This is a genomic window from Cronobacter turicensis, assembly GCF_041222865.1.
Lineage (GTDB): Bacteria > Pseudomonadota > Gammaproteobacteria > Enterobacterales > Enterobacteriaceae > Cronobacter > Cronobacter turicensis.
On the sequence record NZ_CP165997.1, the window covers coordinates 3045818 to 3069328 of the forward strand.

Annotated in this window: 18 protein-coding genes and 1 pseudogene; 7 read left to right on the forward strand and 12 right to left on the reverse strand. The window is 59.5% G+C overall.

Going from position 1 to position 23511, the window contains the following annotated elements:
- Positions 1-33: 33 nt before the first annotated feature.
- The 6 genes from AB8W27_RS14540 to AB8W27_RS14565 form a co-directional block, all read right to left on the reverse strand.
- Entirely contained in the window at positions 34-1707 is a 1674-nt protein-coding gene (locus AB8W27_RS14540) for an alpha-glucosidase (RefSeq protein ID WP_041923318.1), read from the reverse strand.
- The gene (locus AB8W27_RS14545; protein WP_012815748.1) at positions 1707-3362 is read right to left on the reverse strand and encodes an alpha-glucosidase; all 1656 of its coding nucleotides are present in this window, start codon (positions 3360-3362) and stop codon (positions 1707-1709) included. The genes AB8W27_RS14540 and AB8W27_RS14545 overlap by 1 nt, the downstream gene beginning before the upstream one ends.
- A 9-nt stretch (positions 3363-3371) precedes the next feature.
- Positions 3372-4487, reverse strand: coding sequence for an ABC transporter ATP-binding protein (locus AB8W27_RS14550; protein ID WP_012815747.1), 1116 nt, complete (start codon positions 4485-4487; stop codon positions 3372-3374).
- A gap of 3 nt (positions 4488-4490) precedes the next feature.
- On the reverse strand, positions 4491-5336 hold the full coding sequence (locus AB8W27_RS14555; protein ID WP_007767996.1) for a carbohydrate ABC transporter permease: 846 nt from the start codon (positions 5334-5336) through the stop codon (positions 4491-4493).
- Positions 5336-6289, reverse strand: a complete 954-nt coding sequence (locus AB8W27_RS14560; RefSeq protein WP_041923317.1) for a carbohydrate ABC transporter permease — start codon at positions 6287-6289, stop codon at positions 5336-5338. The genes AB8W27_RS14555 and AB8W27_RS14560 overlap by 1 nt, the downstream gene beginning before the upstream one ends.
- Before the next feature lie 222 nt (positions 6290-6511).
- Positions 6512-7777: an ABC transporter substrate-binding protein gene (locus tag AB8W27_RS14565; RefSeq protein WP_012815744.1), complete on the reverse strand. Its 1266-nt coding sequence runs from the start codon at positions 7775-7777 to the stop codon at positions 6512-6514.
- 399 nt (positions 7778-8176) lie between these two features.
- Here AB8W27_RS14565 and AB8W27_RS14570 point away from each other — a divergent pair.
- Positions 8177-9552: pseudogene (locus tag AB8W27_RS14570) on the forward strand (GntP family permease).
- A gap of 151 nt (positions 9553-9703) precedes the next feature.
- Positions 9704-10114 carry a nucleoside diphosphate kinase regulator gene (rnk, locus tag AB8W27_RS14575; RefSeq protein WP_012815742.1) on the forward strand — a complete coding sequence of 137 codons (411 nt, stop codon included), beginning with the start codon at positions 9704-9706 and terminating at the stop codon, positions 10112-10114.
- A gap of 68 nt (positions 10115-10182) precedes the next feature.
- Here rnk and AB8W27_RS14580 read toward each other — a convergent pair whose 3' ends face one another.
- Positions 10183-11415: a zinc-dependent alcohol dehydrogenase gene (locus tag AB8W27_RS14580; RefSeq protein WP_012815741.1), complete on the reverse strand. Its 1233-nt coding sequence runs from the start codon at positions 11413-11415 to the stop codon at positions 10183-10185.
- 242 nt (positions 11416-11657) lie between these two features.
- Here AB8W27_RS14580 and uspG point away from each other — a divergent pair, with 242 nt between their 5' ends.
- Complete coding sequence (gene uspG / locus AB8W27_RS14585) at positions 11658-12086, forward strand: universal stress protein UspG (protein ID WP_012815740.1); 429 nt, start codon at positions 11658-11660, stop codon at positions 12084-12086.
- Positions 12087-12253: 167 nt separating this feature from the next.
- Here uspG and ahpF read toward each other — a convergent pair whose 3' ends face one another.
- Both ahpF and ahpC read right to left on the reverse strand, forming a co-directional pair.
- Entirely contained in the window at positions 12254-13819 is a 1566-nt protein-coding gene (ahpF, locus tag AB8W27_RS14590) for an alkyl hydroperoxide reductase subunit F (RefSeq protein WP_012815739.1), read from the reverse strand.
- 261 nt (positions 13820-14080) lie between these two features.
- Complete coding sequence (gene ahpC, locus AB8W27_RS14595; protein WP_012815738.1) at positions 14081-14644, reverse strand: alkyl hydroperoxide reductase subunit C; 564 nt, start codon at positions 14642-14644, stop codon at positions 14081-14083.
- Positions 14645-15132: 488 nt separating this feature from the next.
- Between ahpC and AB8W27_RS14600 the strand changes: the two genes are divergently transcribed.
- Positions 15133-16095: a LysR substrate-binding domain-containing protein gene (locus tag AB8W27_RS14600; protein WP_041923315.1), complete on the forward strand. Its 963-nt coding sequence runs from the start codon at positions 15133-15135 to the stop codon at positions 16093-16095.
- Here the strand turns inward: AB8W27_RS14600 and AB8W27_RS14605 are convergent.
- Positions 16090-17250 (reverse strand): pyridoxal phosphate-dependent aminotransferase, encoded by a 1161-nt coding sequence (locus AB8W27_RS14605; RefSeq protein ID WP_012815736.1) that lies wholly within the window; start codon positions 17248-17250, stop codon positions 16090-16092. The genes AB8W27_RS14600 and AB8W27_RS14605 overlap by 6 nt on opposite strands.
- Before the next feature lie 136 nt (positions 17251-17386).
- On the opposite strand from AB8W27_RS14605, the gene AB8W27_RS14610 reads away from it, so the two are divergent.
- Genes AB8W27_RS14610 through AB8W27_RS14620 form a run of 3 tightly spaced genes read left to right on the forward strand, consistent with a single transcriptional unit; the run spans position 17387 to position 19226 of the window.
- Positions 17387-18001 (forward strand): methylthioribulose 1-phosphate dehydratase, encoded by a 615-nt coding sequence (locus tag AB8W27_RS14610; RefSeq protein WP_012815735.1) that lies wholly within the window; start codon positions 17387-17389, stop codon positions 17999-18001.
- The gene (mtnC, locus tag AB8W27_RS14615) at positions 17998-18687 is read left to right on the forward strand and encodes an acireductone synthase (protein ID WP_012815734.1); all 690 of its coding nucleotides are present in this window, start codon (positions 17998-18000) and stop codon (positions 18685-18687) included. Before AB8W27_RS14610 ends, mtnC begins: the two co-directional genes overlap by 4 nt.
- Positions 18684-19226 (forward strand): acireductone dioxygenase, encoded by a 543-nt coding sequence (locus AB8W27_RS14620; RefSeq protein WP_012815733.1) that lies wholly within the window; start codon positions 18684-18686, stop codon positions 19224-19226. The genes mtnC and AB8W27_RS14620 overlap by 4 nt, the downstream gene beginning before the upstream one ends.
- Positions 19227-19372: 146 nt before the next feature.
- On the opposite strand, the gene AB8W27_RS14625 is transcribed toward AB8W27_RS14620, so the two are convergent.
- Together AB8W27_RS14625 and AB8W27_RS14630 are read right to left on the reverse strand one after the other, a co-directional pair.
- Positions 19373-23305, reverse strand: coding sequence for an enterobactin synthase subunit F (locus tag AB8W27_RS14625; protein WP_049787140.1), 3933 nt, complete (start codon positions 23303-23305; stop codon positions 19373-19375).
- The gene (locus tag AB8W27_RS14630; RefSeq protein ID WP_012815731.1) at positions 23289-23510 is read right to left on the reverse strand and encodes an MbtH family NRPS accessory protein; all 222 of its coding nucleotides are present in this window, start codon (positions 23508-23510) and stop codon (positions 23289-23291) included. The genes AB8W27_RS14625 and AB8W27_RS14630 overlap by 17 nt, the downstream gene beginning before the upstream one ends.
- Between the last annotated feature and the right edge of the window lies 1 nt (position 23511).

Consider the following 23511-nt stretch of genomic DNA (forward strand, 5'->3'; position numbering starts at 1 on the left):
AAAAAAGACTGTTACGTCACACCCTGAGACGCTTTACGCCAGTTTATAAACCCGTGTCTCCCAGGCGCGTAACCGGTGCGGCTCCTGCGTATCGTCCAGATTCGCCAGCACGCAGAACGCGCCCTCAAGCGACAGCGCTCCTGCATCCCACTCCGCAGCTTTGCCGGAGAAGTTACACAACACCACAAGCGTTTCATCGCCGAGTACGCGGCGGTAGGCATAAATCTGCTCGTGATCGTCAAGCACCGTCTCGTAGCGCCCGTAAATCAGCGCCGGCTCGCGCTTTCGCAGGTGGATCATCTGCCGATAAAAGTTCAGCACCGAATGCGGGTCATGCTGCTGGCTTTCAACGTTGATCATCTCGTAGTTCGGGTTCACCTTCAGCCACGGCTCATGGGTGCTGAAGCCCGCATACGGCGACGCGTTCCACTGCATCGGCGTGCGGGAGTTATCGCGACCGGTACGCGTCAGGAAGGCGACAATCTCCTCCTCGCTCATCCCCTGATCCCGGAGGTCGCGCGCTTTGTTATGGGCCGAGACATCGTCAAAATCGTCAAGGCCCGCAAAGCGCGTGTTGGTCATGCCGATCTCCTGGCCCTGGTAGATAAACGGTGTGCCCTGCATCAGAAAATACATCGCCGCGATGCAGGTCGCGCTTTCGCGCCAGTGACGCTCGGTATCGCCCCAGCGCGACACCACGCGCGTCACGTCATGGTTTTCCACATACAACGCGTTCCAGCCTTTGCCTTCCAGCGCCTGCTGCCAGGCGGTGAAAATGTCACGCAACACGGCAGGCGTCGGGCGCAGGCCCGCCTGCGGCTCCCAGAGCCGCACATGCTCGAACTGAAACACCATATTGAGCCGCCCGCGGTTTTCGCCCACCCACTCTTCCGCATGGGCGGCGTCCAGCCCGTTCATCTCGCCTACCGTCACGATGTCGTAGTGGTTAAAGACGTTACGGCAGATATCGTCCACATAATCGAGCAGACCGTCGTAATTAAGGTGCGACACCATCGACGGCGCATAGGGCAGTTTTTCCGGGTTGGGTACGTCGCTTAACGTCGGCTCCTTTTTCATATGCGCGATGGCGTCGATACGAAACCCGTCGATGCCTTTATCCAGCCACCAGCGCATCATGTCGTAGACGGCGGCGCGCATCTCGTAGTTTTCCCAGTTAAGATCGGGCTGGCGGCTGCTGAACAGGTGCATGAAATACTGACCGGTGAGATCGTCCCGCTTCCAGGCCGGGCCGCTGAAGATAGATTCCCAGTTATTCGGCTCCGCCCCGTTTTTGCCGTCGCGCCAGATATACCAGTCGCGTTTTGGGTTCTCTTTCGAGGAGCGCGACTCCAGAAACCACGGGTGCTCGTCAGAGGTATGGTTCACCACCAGGTCGAGGATGAGCCGCATGCCGCGCTGATGCACGCCCTCCAGCAGCCGGTCGAAATCGGCCATCGTGCCGAACTCCGCCATTATTCCCTGATAGTCGCTGATGTCGTACCCGTTATCATCGTTAGGCGACGGATACATCGGGCAGATCCAGATAAGATCGATACCCAGATCTTTCAGGTAATCGAGCTTTTCAATAATGCCGTTGAGATCGCCAATACCGTCGCCGTTGCTGTCTTTAAAGCTGCGCGGATAAATCTGGTAGGCCGTCGCCTCTTTCCACCAGCGGCCTTTTACCTGCGTCGATGCTTCACTCATTACCCCTCCTGATGGATTAACAGCGCGAAAGATTCATAAGGTTGCAGTTCCAGACTCACGGCGAGCTGATCGCGCGGCGCATAGTTGCTGATAAGACATTCGCCGTGCCACGCCTGCATCGCTTGCGGAATGGGCAACGTAATGGCGTTGCCAAAGAAGTTGTTAATCACCAGCAGCGTGTCGCCCTCGTAGCGGCGCACCCAGGCGAACACTTCCGGATGCTCGGCAAACAGCATCTGATAATCGCCATACACCAGAATCGGATACTGTTTACGCAGCGCCACCAGTTTTTGGTAGTGCCAGAGGATGGAGTCGGGTTCGGCCAGCGCCTGCGCCACGTTAATCTCGCGGTAGTTAGGGTTAACGCCAAGCCACGGCATACCGGTGGTGAAGCCGCTGTTCGGGCTCTCATCCCACTGCATCGGCGTGCGGGCGTTGTCGCGGCCGTTGGCGTAAATACCGGTCATCATCTCGTCATGCGTCAGGCCGCCTGCGATAAGTTCCCGGTAAAAATTGAGGCTTTCGATATCGCGATACTCTTCAATGGTGGAGTAACGCACATTGGTCATGCCGATCTCTTCGCCCTGATAGATATAGGGCGTGCCGCGCAGGCAGTGGAGCGCGGTGGCGAGCATTTTCGCCGAGACCTCACGAAACTCGCCGTCGTGGCCGAATTTCGACACCGCGCGCGGCAGGTCATGATTACTCCAGAACAGCGAATTCCAGCCGCGATCGGCAAGCGCCGTCTGCCATTTATCGATCACCGCCTTAAAGCGCGGCAGCTCGAACGGCCTGCTGCGCCACTTACCGGCTTTTTCATCCCAGGTCTGTTTGATATGTTCGAACTGAAACACCATCGACAATTCGCGGCGTTCCGGGTCGCTGTAGAGCAGCGCATCTTCCGGCGTGGCGCTCCAGGCTTCGCCCACGGTCAGCGAATCGCGCGGGCCAAACGTGGCGTCATGCATCTGGCGCAACAGCACGTGCAGATGCTTGCCGTTCGCCATGATCTGCCGATCCACCTCTTTGCCGATTAAGTCGATAACGTCCATGCGAAAACCGCCGATGCCCTTATCCAGCCAGCGGTTCATCATCGCGTGGATCTCCTCCTGCACGCGTGGGTTTTCCCAGTTCAGATCCGGCTGGCGCACCGAAAACTGGTGCAGGTAATATTCGCCGCTCGCCTCGTCATACGCCCAGCCGCTGCCGCCAAAATGCGAGCGGTAATCATTCGGCGGGCCGCCGTCCGGCGCCGGTTTGCGCCAGATATAGAAGTCGCGGTACGGGTTATCTTTGCCCTTTTTCGCCTCGATAAACCACGGGTGCTCATCGGAAGTGTGGTTCACCACCAGATCCATCAGGATGTAGATATCGCGCGCTTTCGCTTCCTGGATCAGCTGCTCCATCTCCGCCATCGTGCCGAACTCCGCGGCGATGTCGTCGTAATCGGAGATATCGTAGCCATTGTCGTCCATCGGCGATTTATAGACCGGCGAGAGCCAGATAAGGTTGATGCCAAGCTGTTGCAGATAGTCGAGCTTGCTGATGATCCCCGCTAAATCGCCCACGCCGTCGCCGTTGGCGTCCATAAAGCTGCGCGGATAGATCTGGTAGACCACCGCGTTGTGCCACCACTTCTTGTCGATTGCTTTCATCACGCTCCCTTAGTGCTGGGTTTTCGGGCCGCTGAGCCGCACGAACGCGTTGCCCGCGCTGTCAAAAAGGTAACAGTGTTCCACTGGCAGTTTCAGCCCCAGATGATGCTCCGGCCGGACTTCCAGCCTCTCAGTATGGCGCATGACCAGCGGTTCTGCGCCATAACCGCCGTTAACATAAACCAGGGTTTCATTTCCCATATGCTCTACGAATAACACTTCGCCTTCCACGTCCGCTTTCGCAAGCGTCATGATCTCCACGTGCTCCGGGCGAATGCCGAGCTGCACCTCGTCGCCCTCCTGCCCGGCGGCGGCCTGCACCGGCAGCGTCAGGCGCAGACCGTTTTCCAGCTCCACTTCGCAGGCGTGTTCCATCACGCGCAGCATTTTTCCAGGGATCAGGTTCATCTTCGGCGAGCCGATAAACTGCGCGACAAACACATTGGCCGGGGCATCGTAAAGCGCAAGCGGCGTGCCGACCTGTTCAATCTGGCCCTGATTGAGCACGACGATACGATCCGCGAGCGTCATCGCCTCCACCTGATCGTGAGTGACATAGAGAATGGTGGCGTGAATGCGCTTGTGCAGCGCCGCTATTTCCATGCGCATCTGCACGCGCAGCGAGGCGTCGAGGTTGGAGAGCGGTTCGTCGAAGAGAAACAGGCTCGGCTCGCGCACAATCGCGCGGCCTATCGCCACGCGCTGACGCTGGCCGCCGGAGAGATCTTTCGGGCGGCGATCCAGCAGGTGCTCCAGCTGTAAAATCCGCGCGCTCTCGCGCACCCGCTCGTCTATCTCCTTCACCGACACTTTCGCCATTTCGAGCGCAAACGCCATATTCTGGTAGACCGTCATATGCGGATAAAGCGCATAGGACTGGAACACCATGCCGATGCCGCGCTCGGATGGCGAATCGTCGTTGACCCGCTGGTCATCGATATACATATCGCCGTCGGTTATCTCCTCAAGCCCCGCCACCAGGCGCAGCAGCGTCGATTTGCCGCAGCCGGAGGGGCCGACCACCACCACAAATTCACCGCTGTTGATCTGTAAATCGAGCGGCTTAATCACTTCGGCATGCGTGCCGTAGCGTTTTTGTACTTTTTCTAAACGAAGTTGCGCCATGATTTACCCCTTAATCGCCCCGCTGGTCAAACCGCTGACGATGCGTTTCTGGAAGATAAGCACCAGAACAATAATGGGCAGCGTCACCACCACCGACGCGGCCATAATGCTGCCCCAGGGCAGCTCGTAGCTCGACGCGCCGCTGAACATACTGATAGCGACCGGCACGGTGCGCTTGTCGCTCGAGATAATAAACGTCAGCGCGAACATGAATTCATTCCAGGCGCCGATAAACGCCAGCAGCCCGGTCGTCACCAGCGCAGGCGCCAGCACCGGCGCAAACACGCGGCGAATAATGGTGCCGGTTTTCGCGCCATCGACGATTGCCGCCTCTTCCAGCTCTACCGGAATCGACTTCATAAATGTCGTCAGCACCCAGACGGTAAACGGCAGCGAAAACGTGGTATAGGAGATAACCAGCGCGCCGAGCGAGTCGTAAAGCCCGAGAAAGCGCACCAGCTCAAACATGCCCGTCAGCACCGCCACCTGCGGGAACATCGAGACGCAGAGAATGGTAAAGAGCAGTACGCGACGCCCGCGAAACGGCACGCGCGCCAGCGCAAAAGCCGCCGTCACCGACACAAGCAAACAGAGCCCCACCGTCACCACTGCCACCAGCACCGAGTTCAGCAGACTGCGGGCGATGCCGTTATCCACCAGCGCGACCACATAGTTATCCCAGTGCCAGCTATTCGGGAAATAGGCGGGCGTAAACAGCTCCTGGCCTGCGCGCAGGGAGCTGATGATGGCGTAATAAAAGGGAAAGACGCAGAACAGACAGGCCATCAGCGCGCCGATAAAAATCACCGCCTTATGCCCTGCCCTGCGCTGCCAGCGTGTGATTTTCATCAGTTCTTCTCCTTGTCGTTCAGGCGCGCGACGCGGATAAAGCAGGCTGCGATGCCCGCCACCATCATGAAGACCAGCACCGAGGCCGCGGAACCCATGCCCATATCCTGATAGGAGACGATCTGCTCGCGGGCGTAGCCGGAAATCGACATCGTCGCCTCACTGTTGGAGGTCAGCACGTAGATGAGATCGAAAATACGCATCGAATCCATCACGCGGAAAATCAGCGCCACCACCAGCGCGGGCATAATCAGCGGCAGTGTGATGCGCTTAAAGCGCTGCCAGGGGCTGGCGCCGTCCACTTTCGCCGCCTCATAGAGATCCGCCGGAATCAGCTGTAGCGCCGCCAGCAGCATCAGCGCCATAAAGGGCGTGGTTTTCCAGACGTCGGCTATCACCACCGCCCACATGGAAAGCGACGGCTCGGCAATCCAGGCGAGATGCGACGGCAGGCCGATTTTGCCGAGCAAATCGTTAACCACGCCGTACTGATCGTGGAACATCCAGCCCCACATTTTGGCGCTGACAATCGTCGGGATTGCCCACGGAATAAGAATGGCGGTGCGTACCAGCCCCTGCCCGCGGAATTTTTCGTTCATTAGCAGCGCCAGCAGCATGCCGAGCAGCAGCTCAAGCGTCACCGAAGTGAACGTGAACCACAGCGTGTTGCCCACCGCCTGCCACCAGAGCGGGTCGCTCAGCACGCCGATGCTCACGCCATCCTTGCGCGCAAAGTAGTTCGCCACGCCCACCATCTGGTAATCCTGAGGCGCGTCGAGCATGGCGTTGGTGAAGCTAAACCAGATGGTGCGAACCAGCGGCCAGCCCGCCGCCAGCGCCAGCAGGAGCAGCGAGGGCAAAACCAGCCCCCACGCCACGCGCCGACGGCGCTGGTGCCAGGAGGCGTTGTGCCGCCGGGGGACCGGCGGCGACGTAAGGCTATCGGATTTCATAGGCGCTCCGTTGAGCATGTTGACGGACACGATGATGCTGCACCTCACCCCGGCCTTTTCGCGCAGGCGCGAGGAGTTTGAACGGCGGGTGCGCTTTGCTTACCCGCCCTACAAAAACCAGTTGCGCGTTGTTTGGCGGGTAAGCGAAGCGCACCCGCCAAACAACACCGATTCCACAGCGGTAAGCCACGCGCCCCCGCCAGCCACCACCTCATCCAGGGCTTATCGCCAGCCGGTACCCTTCGCGCGCGTCAGACGCTTTTGCAAATCCGCCGTCGCTTTTTTGCCATCGTCTTTGCCGTTCAGCACGCTAAACGTCACGTTGAAAATAGCGTTCGACACGCGCGGATACTGCGCTTTGGTCACCGTCGCCGGGCGCGGCACGGCCTGGGCGAAAATATCGCGGAACTGGGTCAGCTCCGGCGCAATCGCCAGCACTTCTTTGTTCTCATACAACGCAACGCGGGTCGGCGCATGGCCAAGGATCTTCAGACGCGTCGTCTGCGAATCGTCATCGCTTAAGATTTTCAGCAGCGCGATGGCGGCTTCGGGGTTTTTGGTATTGGCGTTAATCGACCACTGCCAGCCGCCGAGCGTCGTCGCCTGGCGTCCCTCCGGCCCGGCGGGGAGCTGCATCACGCCCACTTTGCCTTTAAGCGGGCTGTCATCGGCCTGCGACAGCTGCCAGACATACGGCCAGTTGCGCATAAACAGCGCGTCGCCGTTCTGAAACACGGTGCGCGACTCTTCTTCTTTGTAACCCAGCACGCCCTTCGGTGTGATTTTGCCCATCCAGCCGCGCGCCATATCCAGCGCCTGCGCCGCTTTCGGATTATTAATGGTCACGTTCCCTTTTTCATCGACAAACGTGCCGCCGCCGTATGAATCGATCCACTCCAGCGCGTTACAGGTCAGCCCCTCGTACGATTTGCCCTGGAAGATATACCCCCAGAAATTTTTATGCCCCGCCTTGCGCTCCTCCGCCTGGATTTTCGTGGCGATGCGCGTCATCTCGTCCCACGTTTTCGGCGGCTGCTCTTTGTATTTTTCCAGTAAATCTTTGCGATAAAACAGCACGCCGGTATCGATATACGACGGCACCGCTTTCAGTCGTCCATTGACGGTGTTGTTCTTCCAGGGGCCGGGGAAAAAGTCTTTTTCCATGCCGCCCATCGCGTCGGTGAGATCGAGCGTCTGCTTATCCAGCAGGCCTATCCAGATGGTGTCGGACTGAAACACGTCCACCGCTTTTTCATCTTTGGCGGCGAAGAGTTGTTGCAGCAGCGCCAGCTTTTCATCAGAGGCCGCCGGGAACTCAATAAACTCCAGCTGATTGCCGGTCTGCTTCTCGAAGCGCTCTTTGATGTACTGGCAGTACTGTTTGCCGCCGGGCGAAACGGGGCATTCCATGCGCAGGGTATCGGCAAACGCCAAAGGGCTGGTGCCTGCCAGCGCCACGGTCAGAAAAGTGAAGGTGAGCTTTTTCATGATGTCCTCTTATGCACTGAACAGGGTGCGGAGGCGTTGCGCCGCCGCCTACAGCGCGATGTACGGCAAATCATCACGATCCTAAGCTAGTTAACGTTATTGAATTGCGGCAACTTCGTGGCGACTTCACGACAAAAAAGCTCGATATAGCCAACAAATCTGGCGATTTGGTGAAAAAAACGCTCCGGAAAATTTGACAGATGCGCGAGGCGGGATATGCGCAGACGAAAGCAAAAGCGCCGCTGGCGCAGGAGTTTGACGGTGATCTCAAAATGTTAATAAATATGACAGACCCTGTTTACAAGCCGCCACATGTTATCGGTATCATGTTACCGGTATCAGTGAGAAAACCGCCGACCAGGCTACGGTTTCACTGTACCCATGTTGAGGATAATAACGATGACAGAAACCACTTATGCTTATGGCGCCGGTACGCTGCTGGGCATTGCCGCCGGGGCCGTCGTACTGCTGCTGATACTAATCATGCGCTTTAAAGTGCATGCTTTTCTTGCTCTTACCCTGGTCAGTATCGTTGTGGCGCTGTTGACCAAAGTGCCGTTTGATAAAGTCGTGCCCACGCTGCTGACGGGCTTTGGCAGTACGCTTGCGGGCGTCGCGCTGCTGGTGGGGATCGGCGCGATGATAGGCCGTCTGCTGGAAGTCTCCGGCGGCGCGAAAGTGCTGGCCGATACGTTGATTAACAAATTTGGCGAACACCGCGCGCCGTTCGCGCTCGGCGTCGCCTCGCTGCTGTTTGGCTTCCCGATCTTCTTTGACGCAGGTCTGGTCGTCATGCTGCCGATTATCTTCAGCGTGGCGAAACGCTTTGGCGGTTCGACGCTGAAATACGCCTTCCCGGCGGCGGGCGCGTTTGCGGCCATGCATGCGCTGGTGCCGCCGCATCCGGGCCCGGTTGCCGCCAGTGAACTGCTGGGCGCCAATATCGGCCTGCTGGTGATCATCGGTCTGATTATCGCTATCCCCACCTGGTATTTCGGTGGTTATCTGTATGGCCAGTACGCCGGTAAAAATTCGATATCAAGCTCCCCTCTTCCTTCCTTGGCGAAGTGGAAACCGATCCGACGCATCGTCCGCCGTCCTTCGGCATGGTGTTAACGATCCTGCTGCTGCCGCTGATGCTCATTTTCCTCGATACCGGCCTGAATACCGCTAAAGTGCTGGGCTGGGTCAGCGCCGACAACAGCGTGGTGAACTTCCTGCGTATGCTCGGCAAAACCCCGGTCGCGCTGCTGATCACCGTCTTATTCGCGCTGATGGTCTTCAGCCGCAATCACACCCGCCAGCATCTGGAGAAAATCTGCGACGGCGCGCTTGGCCCTATCTGCGGCATTATTCTGGTGACCGGCGCAGGCGGGATGTTCGGCGGCGTGCTGCGCGCCAGCGGCATTGGCGACGCGCTGGCGGGCGTACTTTCCGACACCGGTATGCCGGTCATTCTCGCGGCATTTGTTATCTCTACGGCGCTGCGCGTGGCGCAGGGTTCAGCGACGGTCGCACTGACGACCACCGCCGCGCTGGTGGCGCCGATGGTGCAGGCGACGCCGGGCTTAAGCCAGTTTGACCTCTGCTTTATCGTTATCGCCATCGCGGGCGGCGCGACGGTGCTCTCACACGTCAACGACTCCGGCTTCTGGCTGGTGGGCCGTTTCCTTGAGATGGATGAGAAAACCACGCTGAAAACCTGGACCGTGATGGAAACCTTGCTGGGCTCCATCGCTTTCCTGCTGGCGGCGGTGGGCAGCATCCTGCTTTAAGCCCCGTTTCGTGAGCTGGCTCACTTCAAACGGCGCGCAAGGCTGAGTATCATCCCCTGACGCGGACCCTCATCGTTTTGACGGTGAGGGTTTTTCTTTGGACGCTTGTTAGCGGCGAAACGCCGCCTGTTTCAACGACATGGAGTAAGAAATGTCCCGACCTGCCCTTATCATCAACGAACTCGATGCCGAACGTCTCGATAGCCTGCTGGAGCAGCCTGCGTTCGCGCGTCTGCCGGTGGCTGACGCGCTGAACGATGAACTGGATCGCGCCCGGATGGTTAGCCCGCAGGCGATGCCGGAAGATGTGGTGACGATGAACAGCCGGGTGAAATTCCGCGATCTGGCAAGCGGCGAAACCTACGAGCGCCTGCTGGTCTACCCGCAAAACGCGGGCAATAGCCCGGAAGCGCTGTCAGTCATGGCGCCGGTGGGCGCGGCGCTGCTGGGGCTGCGCGTGGGCGATGCCATCCGCTGGCCGCTGCCGGACGGCAGCGAAACGCATATCGAAGTGCTTGAGTTGCTCTACCAGCCGGAAGCGGCGGGCGAATATCGCCGTTAATGGTCGCTTAGCGGCAAAAAAATAAGAGGATGCCAGGGCATCCTCTTTCTGTTTTACGGCGCGATACCTTATGGCTGTAGCGGCGCGTTCATCAACGCGGTGACCTTATCGCGCGCGGCCTCCGGCGTCGCGGCGCCCGGCACCAGAATTACCTTACGGCACTCCTCTTCGCGCTTCTCGAAAATCTTGTAGCCCCGCGCGGCATCTTCCAGCGGCAGATAGTGCGTGACTATCTCTTCCGGCGTCAGCAGCCCCTGCTCGATAAGCGGCAGCAGCTCTGGCAGGAACGCATGCACGTGCGTCTGGCCCATCTTAAAGCTGATGCCTTTATCGAACGCATCGCCAAACAGGAAGCCGTGGATAAAGCCCGCATAGACGCCCGGCACGCTCACCACGCCGCCACGACGCACCGCCGCGATGCACTGGCGCAGCGCTTTGCCGCTACTGCCTTCGATTTTGAGATTCGACAGCACGGTTTCCGTCAGGCTGCCTTTGGCCTCAAAACCGACCGCATCGATAACGGCGTCCACGCCGCGGTTACCCGGCGTGTTTTCAATAATAAACGCCGCCGGATCGTCATTTTCATCGAAGTTAATCGGGATAACGCCGTAACGCTCTTTAGCGAAGGCGAGACGATAATCGTTGTGGTCGACCATAAAGATCTGTTCTGCGCCCATCAGCCGCGCGCAGGCGGCGCTGAGCAGCCCCACCGGGCCCGCGCCGTAAATCGCTACCTGGGAGCCTTTCTGCACCTGACCATTTTTCACGGCCTGCCAGGCCGTCGGCAGGATATCGGAGAGAAACAGCGCTTTATCATCAGAGAGTAGCGGCGGCACTTTAAACGGCCCGACGTTGCCCTTCGGCACGCGCACATACTCCGCCTGCCCGCCCGGAATGCCGCCATAGAGATGACTGTAGCCAAACAGCGCCGCAGGGGCCGGGATCTGCTTTTTATTCAGCGCCGCGCCGGTGCCTTTGTTGGTGGTTTCACAGGCGGAATATTGCTGTAACTTGCAGAAGAAACAGTCGCCACAGGCGATAACGAATGGGATCACGACGCGATCGCCCTTGCGGATATCCTTCACCGCGCTGCCGGTTTCCACCACTTCCCCCATAAATTCGTGGCCGAAAATATCACCGTGATGAACCTGCGGAATTTTGCCGCGATAGAGGTGCAAATCGGAGCCGCAAATCGCGGTCGCCGTCACGCGCAGAATAATATCGTCCTGCGCCTCGATAATCGGGTCCGGGACATTTTCGACCTTAACGTTATGCGGTCCGTGGTAGGTTAACGCCTTCATTACGACCTCCTGGCAGACAGTAAAAAGAGACAGGTTCCAGTGCGAAAGTTCATCTGGTCTACACCAAGGGTAGACCGGATGGGCCGCAAGCCGTGGGATCGGCCGCCAGCGCGGCGGCTTTGAGAGTTTTCCTGGCGAAAGGCGCTGCGTAAAAAAACATAAATTTGTCGGGCCAGCAGAAGTATCCATGACAAAAACAGGGTTTAATAAAGGCGTCGATAACCGCTAAAGGAGGAGTGACGATGTACAACACTATTCTGATGCCTGTAGACGTGTTCGAAATGGAACTGAGCGACAAGGCGATTCGCCACGCGGAGTTTCTGGCGCAGCAGGAGGGAATTATTCATCTGCTGCATGTGCTGCCGGGCTCGGCGAATCTGAGCCTGCACCGCTTCGCCGCCGATATCCGCCGTTTCGAAGAGCATTTAGAGGCCGAGGCGAATCAGCGCCTGCAAACTCTGAAGCAGCATTTTACCCTGCCGGAAACGCGCCTGCGCACGCATGTCCGCTTCGGCAGCGTGCGTGATGAAGTTAACGCGATGGCGCAAGAGTTACACGCCGACGTAGTGGTCATCGGCTCGCGCGATCCGTCCATCAGCACGCACCTGTTGGGCTCGAACGCGTCAAGCGTGGTGCGCCACGCCCATGTGCCGGTGTTTGTGGTGCGTTAAGTTTCGGGCATTTTTGGTGGGTGCGCTGCGCTTACCCGCTTTAGTTTAACGTCGCAGATACCTGTAGGGCGGGTAAGCGCCAGCGCACCCGCCAGTTCACACTAAACATTCGCCAATAAAAAAGCCGCCCCTGGGGGCGGCTTTTACGCAGGTGTCTTACTTTCTTGTTATGCGGTTTTGGTGCGAATCAGATAATCAAACGCGCTCAGGGAGGCTTTCGCGCCTTCGCCGGTGGCGATAATAATCTGTTTGTACGGCACGGTGGTGCAGTCGCCTGCGGCGAACACGCCCTTCACGCTGGTCTCGCATTTGGCGTCGATGATGATTTCGCCCATGCGGTTACGCTCGATAGCGCCTTCAAGCCAGGTCGTGTTCGGCAGCAGACCAATCTGAACAAAGATCCCCGCCACTTCCAGATGCTTCACAGCGCCCGTCACGCGATCCTGATAATCAAGGCCGGTCAGCTTCGTGCCGTCGCCTTTCACTTCGGTGGTCATCGCGCTCAGGATGATGTCGACGTTTTTCAGGCTGCGCAGTTTGTCCTGCAATACCTGGTCGGCTTTCATCTCCGGCGCGAATTCCAGCAGCGTCACGTGCTCAACGATCCCCGCGAGGTCGATGGCCGCTTCCACGCCGGAGTTACCGCCGCCTATCACCGCAACGCGTTTGCCTTTAAACAGCGGGCCGTCACAGTGCGGGCAGTAGGTCACGCCTTTGGTGCGATACTGATCTTCACCGGGCACGCCCATGTTGCGCCATTTCGCGCCGGTCGCCACGATCACGCTGCGCGCTTTCAGCACCGCGCCGGACGCCGTTTCAATCTGGTGCAGGCCGCCTTCGCTTGCCGCCGGGATAAGCTTCGTCGCGCTCTGGGTGTCGATAACGTCAACGTCGTAATCATCCACGTGGGATTTCAGCGCGCCCGCCAGTTTCTGGCCTTCGGTTTTCGGCACAGAGATGTAGTTTTCAATATCAACGGTGTCCAGCACCTGGCCGCCGAAACGCTCGCCCATCAGGCCGGTACGGATGCCTTTACGGGCGGAGTAAATCGCCGCCGCCGCGCCCGCCGGGCCGGAGCCGACAATCAGCACGTCGTAAGCGTCGCGCTGATTCAGCTCTTCCGCCGCGCGTTTTTCAGCGCCGGTGTCCACTTTCGCGACGATTTCCGCAAGCGTCATACGACCCGAGCCAAATTCCACGCCGTTCATGAACACGGCCGGCACGCCCATGATGTTGCGATCGGTGATTTCATTCTGGAACACCGCCCCATCAATTGCCGTATGTTTAATACGCGGGTTCAACACCGCCATCAGGTTCAGCGCCTGCACCACGTCCGGGCAGTTGTGGCAGGAGAGCGAATAGTAAGTCTCAAACTCAAAATCGCCGTCCAGATCGCGGATCTGCTCCAGCAGCGCCTGCGCTTCTTTCGACGGATGACCGCCGGTCCACAGCAGCGCCAGCACCAGCGACGTAAATTCGTGGCCCAGCGGAGAGCCCGCAAAGCGCGGCCCCTGGTCAGAACCCGGGTTGGTAATCAAAAATGAAGGTTTGCGCGCCGCCAGCGTGTTGTCTTCACGGAAAGAGACTTTGTCAGACAGCTCGGCGATTTCCAGCAGCAACTCTTTGATCTCTGCCGATTTCGCGCTGTCATCCAGCGTGGCCACTAACTCAACAGGTTTTGTCAGACGCTCAAGATAGGCCTTGAGCTGGGTTTTCATGTTTGTGTCGAGCATAATTTTCTCCTGAGCTTACGCTTCCTCATTTAAGCCGCCTCAGTGCAGGCATCGCCGCGATGCAACTTAAATGAGAGCGCGTAAAAACGTTTTCAAAAAAACGGGTGCAAGACTGCACCCGTAATAATGCCTGTATTTTTCAAAGGATTTTTGTTGCAGAGCAAGGCGGCGAACTCTTCAGTCCCCGGGAGCTTACAAAAGTAAGTGACCGGGGCGCGAGAGGGATGCCAACGCCGCTATGCAGCAAAAGCCGAAGAAAAATTAGATTTTGCCAACCAGGTCCAGAGACGGAGCTAAAGTCGCATCGCCTTCTTTCCATTTAGCCGGGCACACTTCGCCTGGGTGAGACGCAACATACTGAGCCGCTTTGATTTTACGCAGCAGGTCAGACGCGTCGCGGCCGATGCCTTCAGCAGTAATTTCGATCGCCTGGATAACGCCCTGCGGGTCAACGATGAAAGTACCGCGGTCAGCCAGACCTTCGTCTTCACGCATGATTTCGAAGTTACGGGTCAGGGCGCCAGTCGGGTCGCCGATCATCGCGTATTTGATTTTTGCGATGGTTTCAGAGCTGCTGTGCCACGCTTTGTGGGTGAAGTGGGTGTCGGTAGAAACAGAGTAAACGTCTACGCCCAGCTTCTGCAGTTCTTCGTGATGGTCAGCCACGTCGCCCAGTTCGGTCGGGCATACGAAGGTAAAGTCAGCAGGATAGAAGAAGAATACGCTCCAGCGGCCTTCAGTGTTTTTCTCGGTAACTTCGATGAACTCACCGTTTTTGAACGCCATGTTTTTGAAAGGTTTGATTTTGGTGTTAATCAAGGACATCTATACTTCCTCCGTGTTTTCGATGGGATGTAAGGTATCGAATTTTCGCTACCCGGGCCAATGCGTTTGCATTATCAAATCGATAAGCAATAGCTAACAACCGATCCGGGCCAACCTTGTGAACATTTATCGCCATCGGGCGAAAAATAAAAAAGCCACCTGAGCGGCGGCCTGAGCGCTGAGAGACCCGCGGGCCACAGCAGAGCCAGCGTACTGGCAAAAGCGTTGCGCGCGGTGTTTTGCGGCGCATACGTTCCTTCGATTAGAACACTCCCCTGCCCAAAGGGCAACGCACGCAAAGATTATTCCTGCCTATGGCTGTGATAGGGAGCGCTTAACAAAAAGCGCCGTCCGCCGGTTGTGTGAAGGCGGGTCAGTTTTTCAGATTACGCCCCGGCGCGCCTGCGCAAAAAATATCGTTCTTATCTATTCTTTACTAAGAACCGATAACACATAAAAATCCCTTTTCGTCTCGTTGCGAGGCTGTCATGGCAAATTTGCAGGATTTGAAAAAGTTCGACCTCAATCTTCTGGTAATCTTCGAATGTATCTATTTATATCGCAGCGTCAGCAAGGCCGCGGAAGCGCTGTTTCTGACGCCGTCGGCGATAAGCCAGTCGCTACAGCGTCTGCGCAACCAGCTTAACGATCCGCTGTTTGTGCGCTCCGGCAAAGGCATTACGCCCACCACCGTCGGCACCAATCTGCATCACTATCTGGAAGACAATCTCAATCAGCTCGAACAGACCATCAACATGATGCAGGGCGCGCCGCTGCGTAAAAACTTCGTCCTTTATTGCCCGCCTGCGCTCGCGGCTGACCATTTACCGGGTCTGGTCAGCGCGTTTCGCGAGCATTACGATTTTGAGCTGGAGCATTACGACACCTCGCTTGCCAGCGAAACGGCGGAAGATCTGCTGGCTTATCGCAAAGCGGATCTGATCATCGGCATGGCGCCGGTGACCAGCCATTCGGTGATTTGCAAACACTGTTTTAGTGAAGAGACGGTGCTGGTGTGCAGCGAAAACCACCCGCGGCTGGGCGATCACGCTGACGACGCGGCGCTGGCGCAAGAGAAGTTCACGCTGTTTAACGGCACGGCGGAAGGGCAGAAACATTACCATGTGAAATCGGGTGAGCTTATCGGCGAGCGGCAAATCGCGTTTACCAGCAACTCGCTGTCATCGATCATGGCGATAATTGGCAGCACCGATTTTATCGGCATCCTGCCAGCTCCTGCGCTGCGCCGTTACCGCCAGGTGTTCGGACTGCGGCCGGTGAAGCTTAACTTCAGCCTGCCGCACTATGATTACTACCTTATCTATAACCGCGCATCGTTAACCAACGCGTCGTTCGTCAGCTTCGTGTCGCTCATCGAGCAGCACTTCCTGCGCGACGTGCCGGCGGCGCAGAGCCGCAGCGCGGCCTCGCCCGATCAACCTACGTTATAACCGCGCCAGACGCTCAGCGGCGGCCAGCAGCGTCGCCTCCTGTTTGGCGAAGCATAAACGGATGAGCTTATGCGGGAACGGCGCGTCGCAGAATACCGACAGCGGAATGGCGGCGACGCCCGCCTCCGTGGTCAGCCACTCGCAAAAGCTCACGTCGTCCTGCGAAGAGATAGCGCTGTAATCCGCCAGCAGAAAATAGGTGCCCTCGCAGGGCAAAATGTTAAATCGGCTATCGCCGAGCGCCTGAATGAAACGGTCGCGGCGCGCGCGGTAAAAATCGGGCAACTCAAGATAGTGCGCAGGCTCAGCGCGCAGCATATCCGCCAGCGCCAGCTGCGCCGGGGTATTGACCGAAAAGGTCAGATACTGATGTACCTTGCGAAGCTCGGCGCTGAGCGCGGCGGGCGCCACGCAGTAGCCTACTTTCCAGCCGGTCATGTGATACGTCTTGCCGAATGACGACACCGCAATCGCCCGCTCGCGCAGTTGCGGATGCGCCAGCACGCTGGCGTGCCCCTCGTCGGCAAAACAGATGTGCTCATAGACTTCATCGCTCAACACATAGATCTCACGCTCCGCGATAGCCGCCCAGAGCGCGGCGAAATCCGCGTTGCGCCAGACGGTAGCGGACGGATTATGCGGTGTGTTGAGGATAACCAGCCGGGTGTGGTCCGACAGCAGCGCGGCGAATGGCGCCCAGTCCACGCGAAAATGCGGCGGCGTCAGCGCGATGCGCTTTAACACACCGCCGGAAAGCGCCACGGCGGGCGCGTAGCTGTCGTAGCTCGGATCGAAGCAAATAACTTCATCGCCAGGGCGCACCAGCGCGGTAATGGCCGCGTAGAGCGCCTCAGTGGCGCCCGCCGTGACGGTGACATCGCTGTTGGCATCCGGGCGATGGCCGTAGAGCGCCTCGGTTTTATCGGCAATCGCTTCACGCAGCGCCTGCACGCCCGTCATCGGCGCGTACTGGTTCGCGCCCGCCGCGACATGATGCGCCAGCCGCTCCTGTAAATAGCGCGGGCCGTCGAAATCCGGAAACCCTTGCGACAGGTTAATCGCCTGGTGCTGCTGCGCCAGCGCGCTCATGCGGGTAAAGATGGTCGTGCCCAGCGCGGGCAGTTTGCTTTCTGGCGTTAACGGGATGTGGCTCATGGCGGCTGATCCTTTCGCTCGGTGTCGTGTTGTTTTGGTGTTATCTGTCTGTTGCCGACACTATAACACGATGCTACTCTCTGGCAATCAAGACGCTTAGACGTCTAAACGCTAACGATATGCCTGCGGGGACGCGATGAGTAAAGAGAGCCAACTTGAGCAACTGGTGGCCGCCTGTCACTGGATTGGCGCGAAGGGCTGGGCGCCCGCCACCGGCGGCAATATGTCGCTGCGCGAAGATGCGCGCTGGTGCTGGCTGAGCGAATCGGGCAAGGATAAAGGCAGCCTGACGCCGGACGATTTTTTGCAGGTGGAGATTGCCACTAACCTCGCGCCGTCCGGCCGCAAACCCTCCGCCGAAACCGGCCTGCATACCCTGATTTATCGCCTGTTCCCGGAGGCGAACTGCGTGCTGCATGTGCATACCGTTAACGCAACGGTGCTGTCGCGCGTGGAGAAAAGCGACGCGCTTCGCCTGAGCGGCTACGAGATGCAGAAATCGCTCGCAGGAGAAATTACGCATCTTGATGATGTGCCTGTTGCCATTTTCGATAACGATCAGGATATTGGTGCTCTGGCGGAGCGCATTGAGCGCCACCACCGCCAGTTCCCGCTGCGCTACGGGTTTCTGCTGCGCGGCCACGGGCTGACCTGCTGGGGAAGCGATGTCGCTGTCGCGCGTCGCCATCTGGAGGGGCTCGAATTTCTGTTTGAATGTGAAATGCAGCGACGCCTGCTGGAGAGAGCATGATCCGCGCCATCGTTACCGATATTGAAGGCACCACGACCGATTTTCGTTTCGTGCATAACGTCCTTTTCCCCTATGCGCGCGAGCGTCTGGAGCGATTTATCCGCTCGGGCGAGCTGCGCGAACCGGTGAATCTGCTGCTTAACGAACTGCGGGGCGAGATCCACTCGCCTGCGGCGTCAGTGGATCAACTGATAGAAACGCTCTTCAAATTTATGGATGAAGATCGTAAATCGCCCGCGCTGAAATCCATTCAGGGGTATATCTGGCGCGAAGGCTACGCGAACGGCGATTTCACCGGTCATCTTTACCCGGATGTCGTGCCCGCGTTTCGCCGCTGGAGCGATCAGGATATCGATATTTATATCTACTCCTCCGGCTCCATCCCGGCGCAGAAGCTCCTCTTTAGCCACAGCGATGAAGGCGACGTCACGGGGCTTCTGAGCGGCTTTTTCGATACCCATGTCGGCGCCAAACGTCAGGTATCGTCATACCGCAATATCGCGATGAAAACCGGCGTGCCGGTGCATCAGATGCTGTTTCTCTCGGATATCCGCGAAGAGCTGGACGCCGCGCGAGAAGCGGGCTGGAAAACCATCCAGCTTATCCGCGGCGAGCCTGATACGCAAAGCACCCATCGTCAGGTATACAGTTTCGATGACATTCACCCGGAGCAGATCCCGACATGAGCGCACTGACGATTTTTGCCGATAAAAATGCCAGCGAGCCGCTGTGGCAGAGTACCGATGCCGACGCTATTCGCCAACAGCTTAACGCGCAGGGCGTGCGTTTCGAACGCTGGCAGGCCGACCGCGATCTGGGCGATAACCCGACGCCGGAGGTGGTGCTGACCGCCTATCAGCACGCGATTGACCAACTGGTGGCGGAAAAAGGCTACCAGAGCTGGGATGTGATCAGCATGCGCGCCGATAATCCGCAGAAAGAGGCGCTGCGCAGCAAGTTTCTGAACGAGCATACCCACGGCGAGGACGAAGTGCGATTTTTCGTGGAAGGCGCCGGGCTGTTCTGTCTGCATATTGGCGACAAGGTGTATCAGGTGTTGTGCGAGAAGAACGATTTGATCTCGGTGCCCGCCGGGACGCCGCACTGGTTTGATATGGGCTCGCAGCCGCATTTCACGGCGATCCGCATTTTCGATAACCCGGAAGGCTGGATTGCGAATTTCACCGGCAGCCCGATAGCCGAAGCGTACCCGCGCCTGGCGTAGGTGGCGGGTGAGGTAACGTGGCGGGTGCGCTTACGCTTACCCGCCCTACATAAATCCAGATACTCGGTGTGCGTAGGGTGGGTAAGCGAAGCGCGCCCACCGTTAATCCAGGCACCCACCGTCATACTCACCCCATAACGCCAAAACTACCCGAGAATATCCCGCAACACCGGGCCAATCACCTCGAACGCCTGCGGAGAGATAATCTCCACGTGCGCGCAATCCACATTATGCACCTCAAGACTCCGCGTCCAGGGCGCCCAGGCGTTAAACGGATCCAGGCCCGGCGTCACGGTGCGTTCGGCGACAAACAGCGTCGCGTTGCCCTCGAAGCGCGCGCTGCGCGCGGTAGACAACAACCGCACCGCGTCAGCGTAATTGCCTTCAATCGTTTCAAACAGCCTTTGCGACCCCTGCCCCTGCTGCGCGCTCACAAACGCCGCCCGCTCGCGCTCAATCTCCGCCAGCACGGCCGGGTCGGGCTCGCGCCCGCCTTTCTCCTGCCAGTTCTGCGTTTCCGGCGGCCAGGTGTCGAGCAACCCGAGGAACGCCACCTCCTCGCCCGCCGCCTGCAACCGCGCGGCGACGCCGTGCGCGATCGTCCCGCCGAGCGAATAGCCGAACAGCCAGTACGGCCCGTGCGGCTGCTGCTTTCGAAGCGTCGCATAATGGCGGTCGCACACGTCATCCACCGACGCGCACTGCTGCATCGGCCCGTCCGGGCGCGGCGACTGAATGCCCGTAATGGCCCAGCGCGGCGACAGCCAGCGTTGTAAAACGCTAAACTGCCAGGCGAAACCCGACGCCGGATGGAAGCAGAACAGCGTCGGGCCGCGGCCTTCACGCAGCGGCAGAATGGCGTCAAAGCCCGCCTGCTCCGCCTGCGCGTCGCTTTGTGCGGCCTCAATGACGGCCGCGAGTTTTTCCACCGTCGGCGCAATCATCACCTGCCCTACCGTTACTGCCCGTCCCAGTTCGCGCGTAAGCCTTGCCGCCAGGCGCATCGCCAGCAGCGAGTGGCCGCCGAGCGCAAAGAAATCGGCCTGGGCGCCGGTCACGTCCACACCCAGGAGTTCAGAAAACGCGCAGGCGATCGCCGTTTCCATCCCCGGCGCTACGGCTCTGCCCGGCGCGCGCGCCGCGAGCTGTGGCAACGGCAGCGCCTTGCGATCCAACTTGCCGTTGGCGCTGAGCGGCAGCGCAGGCAACTGGAGAAGCGTCACCGGCACCATATGCGCGGGCAGCCGTTCGCTTAAACGCGCGCGCAGCGCCGCCACGTCCAGCGCGTCGCCGGAGGCGGAGACCAGATATCCCACCAGCTGGCGCCCATCGCCGCCCGTTTCGGCATGGTGATTCAGCACGCAGGCATGCGTCACCGCCTGCGCCACATCCGGCAGGCTCTGCATCACGCGGTCAATCTCGCCAGGCTCAATACGCTGGCCGCGAATTTTCAGCTGATCGTCGCTGCGTCCGAGATATTCCACCGCGCCGTTCGGCAGCCAGCGCGCCACATCGCCGGTGCGGTACATCCGCTCGCCAGCCGCGAACGGATCGGCGATAAAGCGACTGGCGGTCAGATCCGGGCGGCCAAGGTAGCCCTGGGCCAGCTGAACCCCGGTGAGATAAAGATCGCCCGCCATGCCCGGCGGCACCGGGCGCATCAGACTATCAAGAATGCGCAGCCCGGTATTCCACACCGGGAAGCCAATCGGCACGCTGGCGCCCTTCACCTGCGCCAGCGCCTCGCCAGACGCCGGATACCCGCTCACATCTACCGCCGCTTCGGTCGGGCCATAGAGGTTATGCAGCGGCGTGCCGGCCAGCCGTTCCCATTCGCGGCACAGTTCGGTCGGCAGCGCTTCGCCGCTGCAGAACACCTGACGCAGCGACGCGCAGGCGCTTATCGCCGCTTCAGACGACAGCGCGCCGACAAAGGCCGCCAGCATTGACGGAACAAAGTGGGTCGTCGTCACCCGCCAGCGCGCAAAGAGCGCCTGCAGCGCCTGCGGATCGCGGTGCGCCTCCGGCGGCGCCATCACCAGCCGCGCTCCGACGATAAGCGGCCAGAAAAACTCCCACACCGACACATCAAAACTGCACGGCGTTTTTTGCAGCACCACGTCATCCGCGCCGAGCGGATACTGGTTTTGCATCCACAGCAGCCGGTTAACGATGGCGGTCTGGCCGACCATCACGCCCTTCGGGCGCCCTGTCGAGCCGGAGGTGAAAATCACATAGGCCGTGTGCGCCGGATGCGAGCGCGAAAGCGGCTGCGGGGCGCTGACCGGCAGCGGCGCGTCGTAGCAGAAAATCGAAAGCGGCAGGTGCATAAAACGCCCCTGCTCTGACGCGGCGGTGATAAGCAGAGACGGGCTGGCGTCCTCTAACATCATCTGCAGGCGATCGTCTGGGTAGCCGGTGTCGAGCGGCAGCCAGGCGGCGCCCGCTTCCACAATGGCCTGCAGCGCCAGTGAGAGAAACACCGAGCGCGGTAGCGCGACGGCCACCACATCGCCCGGCTTAACGCCGCGGCGCGCCAGCTCCGCCGCAAGCGTCAGCACTTGCTCACGCATTTCGCGGTAGGTAAAGGCATAGCGCGCATCCGCAAGCGCCGGGGCGTTCGGCGTCGCCTGCGCCTGCTTCGCCAGCAGGCAGCTCAGCGTCTCCAGCGGCAGTTGTACCGCGGTCTGATTCACGCGCGCCATCAGCGCGTAGTCGCTTTCATCCAGCAGATCCGCCTGCGCGCACGCAAGATCTGGGTCAGCCGCAAACTGTGTGAGCAGACGCGGCAGGCGGGCGAGGTGGCGCTCAATTTGCGCGGCTTCATAGCGCTGCTGGTTGGCGAGCAGCTCCAGCGTTACGCCGCCCTGGTCATCCACATAGAGCGCGATTTCGAGATCTTTCACCGGCCCCGAGGCGAGCTGATGGGTGATCCCCTCCACGCCGTCGAAATCGAGCCGGTAATCAAACATTTTCAGGTTCAGCACCGGGCCATAGAGCGGCGTCTGCTGCGCGACTTTTCCGGCGTCCCGCAACACCTGCTCGGCGTCGTAGCGCTGATGACGGCGCAGCGTTTTAAGCGTCTTCGCAAAGGCGGCGGCAAACTGCGCCAGCGTCTGCGCCGGGTCAATGCGCACCGGACAGGGCAACACGTTCAGCACCGGGCCGGCGGCGCACAGCGCGGCGGAGCCGATGCGGCGCATAAAGATGAAACCGGCGCTGTACGCGTCACGCCCGCTAAGACGACCGAGCCAGAGCGCCACCAGCGCCAGCGCCACGTCCGGCGCGGCCAGCCCGCCGCTGTTTGCCATCAGCGCGGCGAAATGCGCGGCGTCAAAACGCAGCGAGCGGCGGATCAGCGACGTTGTGGAGGAGTGCCCGGTAAGCGGCTGGTCAGAGAGCGTCGCTGGCGGCGGCAGTTCACGCACCTGCTGCGCCCAGAAGGCGGCGTCGCGCGCACAGGCTTCTGACGCCTGATAGCGCGCGTATTCATCGACCACCTCTTTAAAGGGGACGAATGGCGACGCGTCAGGCTGTTCGCCCCGGTGCAGGCTGCGGTAAATATCGGCGATACGGCGGGTAATCGCGGTAAAACTGAAGCCATCCACCACCAGATGATGATAACGCTGATACCAGAGCCAGCGCGTCTCCCCTACCCGCAACAGCTGGTGATGCGCCAGCGGTTTGCCGTGGGTGACGCGCAGATCCTGTTCCAGATCGGCGTGCATCAGCGCCAGCGCTGCGGTCTGCGGGCAGGCCTCGCGGCGCAGATCGGTCATTTCAGGTGTGGCGAACGTGAGCGAGGCGTCGAATCGCTGCGTGACGATGCCGTCGCGCTCCTCAAAACGCATCCGCAGCGTGTCGGCCTCCATTATGCCCGCCACGATGGCGCGCGCCAGCAGCGGCGCGTCGAGCGCGCCGTTCAGTTCAACGTAATGCGCCACACTCCAGGCGTTATTCTGGTTTGAGAGTTTTTCAGCCATCCAGATGCCGGGCTGCGCCGCCACCAGCGGCAGCGCGTCAATGGCGTGTTCTGCCTGCGTCAGAGTTATGTCCGTCACGTCAACCTCGCGTCTCATTCTGGTGTGCGAAATGGGCGGGCTGAAGCGCCTGCCCGTGTTGCGAAAGCCACGCCTCGCACACCTCAAGAGGCTGCGGCGGCGACACTACGCGCCAGCCCGGCGGCAGCGCGCACGGCTCCGGCCAGAGGCTTACCTGCTGGCAGTGATTTTCGAGCAGCCAGAAGCGGCCCTGCGGGTTATCGAAAGGATTGCTGAATTCCATA

Bases quoted from the DNA above. Each gene is read 5' to 3' on its own strand.
- AB8W27_RS14605 (WP_012815736.1), bottom strand. From the start codon at position 17,250: ATGAGCCACATCCCGTTAACGCCAGAAAGCAAACTGCCCGCGCTGGGC.
- AB8W27_RS14565 (WP_012815744.1), bottom strand. From the start codon at position 7,777: ATGAAAAAGCTCACCTTCACTTTTCTGACCGTGGCGCTGGCAGGCACC.
- AB8W27_RS14555 (WP_007767996.1), bottom strand. From the start codon at position 5,336: ATGAAAATCACACGCTGGCAGCGCAGGGCAGGGCATAAGGCGGTGATT.
- AB8W27_RS14580 (WP_012815741.1), bottom strand. From the start codon at position 11,415: ATGAAGGCGTTAACCTACCACGGACCGCATAACGTTAAGGTCGAAAAT.
- mtnC (WP_012815734.1), top strand. From the start codon at position 17,998: ATGATCCGCGCCATCGTTACCGATATTGAAGGCACCACGACCGATTTT.
- AB8W27_RS14540 (WP_041923318.1), bottom strand. From the start codon at position 1,707: ATGAGTGAAGCATCGACGCAGGTAAAAGGCCGCTGGTGGAAAGAGGCG.
- ahpF (WP_012815739.1), bottom strand. From the start codon at position 13,819: ATGCTCGACACAAACATGAAAACCCAGCTCAAGGCCTATCTTGAGCGT.
- AB8W27_RS14610 (WP_012815735.1), top strand. From the start codon at position 17,387: ATGAGTAAAGAGAGCCAACTTGAGCAACTGGTGGCCGCCTGTCACTGG.
- ahpC (WP_012815738.1), bottom strand. From the start codon at position 14,644: ATGTCCTTGATTAACACCAAAATCAAACCTTTCAAAAACATGGCGTTC.
- uspG (WP_012815740.1), top strand. From the start codon at position 11,658: ATGTACAACACTATTCTGATGCCTGTAGACGTGTTCGAAATGGAACTG.
- AB8W27_RS14625 (WP_049787140.1), bottom strand. From the start codon at position 23,305: ATGAGACGCGAGGTTGACGTGACGGACATAACTCTGACGCAGGCAGAA.
- rnk (WP_012815742.1), top strand. From the start codon at position 9,704: ATGTCCCGACCTGCCCTTATCATCAACGAACTCGATGCCGAACGTCTC.
- AB8W27_RS14620 (WP_012815733.1), top strand. From the start codon at position 18,684: ATGAGCGCACTGACGATTTTTGCCGATAAAAATGCCAGCGAGCCGCTG.
- AB8W27_RS14600 (WP_041923315.1), top strand. From the start codon at position 15,133: ATGGCAAATTTGCAGGATTTGAAAAAGTTCGACCTCAATCTTCTGGTA.
- AB8W27_RS14630 (WP_012815731.1), bottom strand. From the start codon at position 23,510: ATGGAATTCAGCAATCCTTTCGATAACCCGCAGGGCCGCTTCTGGCTG.
- AB8W27_RS14545 (WP_012815748.1), bottom strand. From the start codon at position 3,362: ATGAAAGCAATCGACAAGAAGTGGTGGCACAACGCGGTGGTCTACCAG.
- AB8W27_RS14550 (WP_012815747.1), bottom strand. From the start codon at position 4,487: ATGGCGCAACTTCGTTTAGAAAAAGTACAAAAACGCTACGGCACGCAT.
- AB8W27_RS14560 (WP_041923317.1), bottom strand. From the start codon at position 6,289: ATGAAATCCGATAGCCTTACGTCGCCGCCGGTCCCCCGGCGGCACAAC.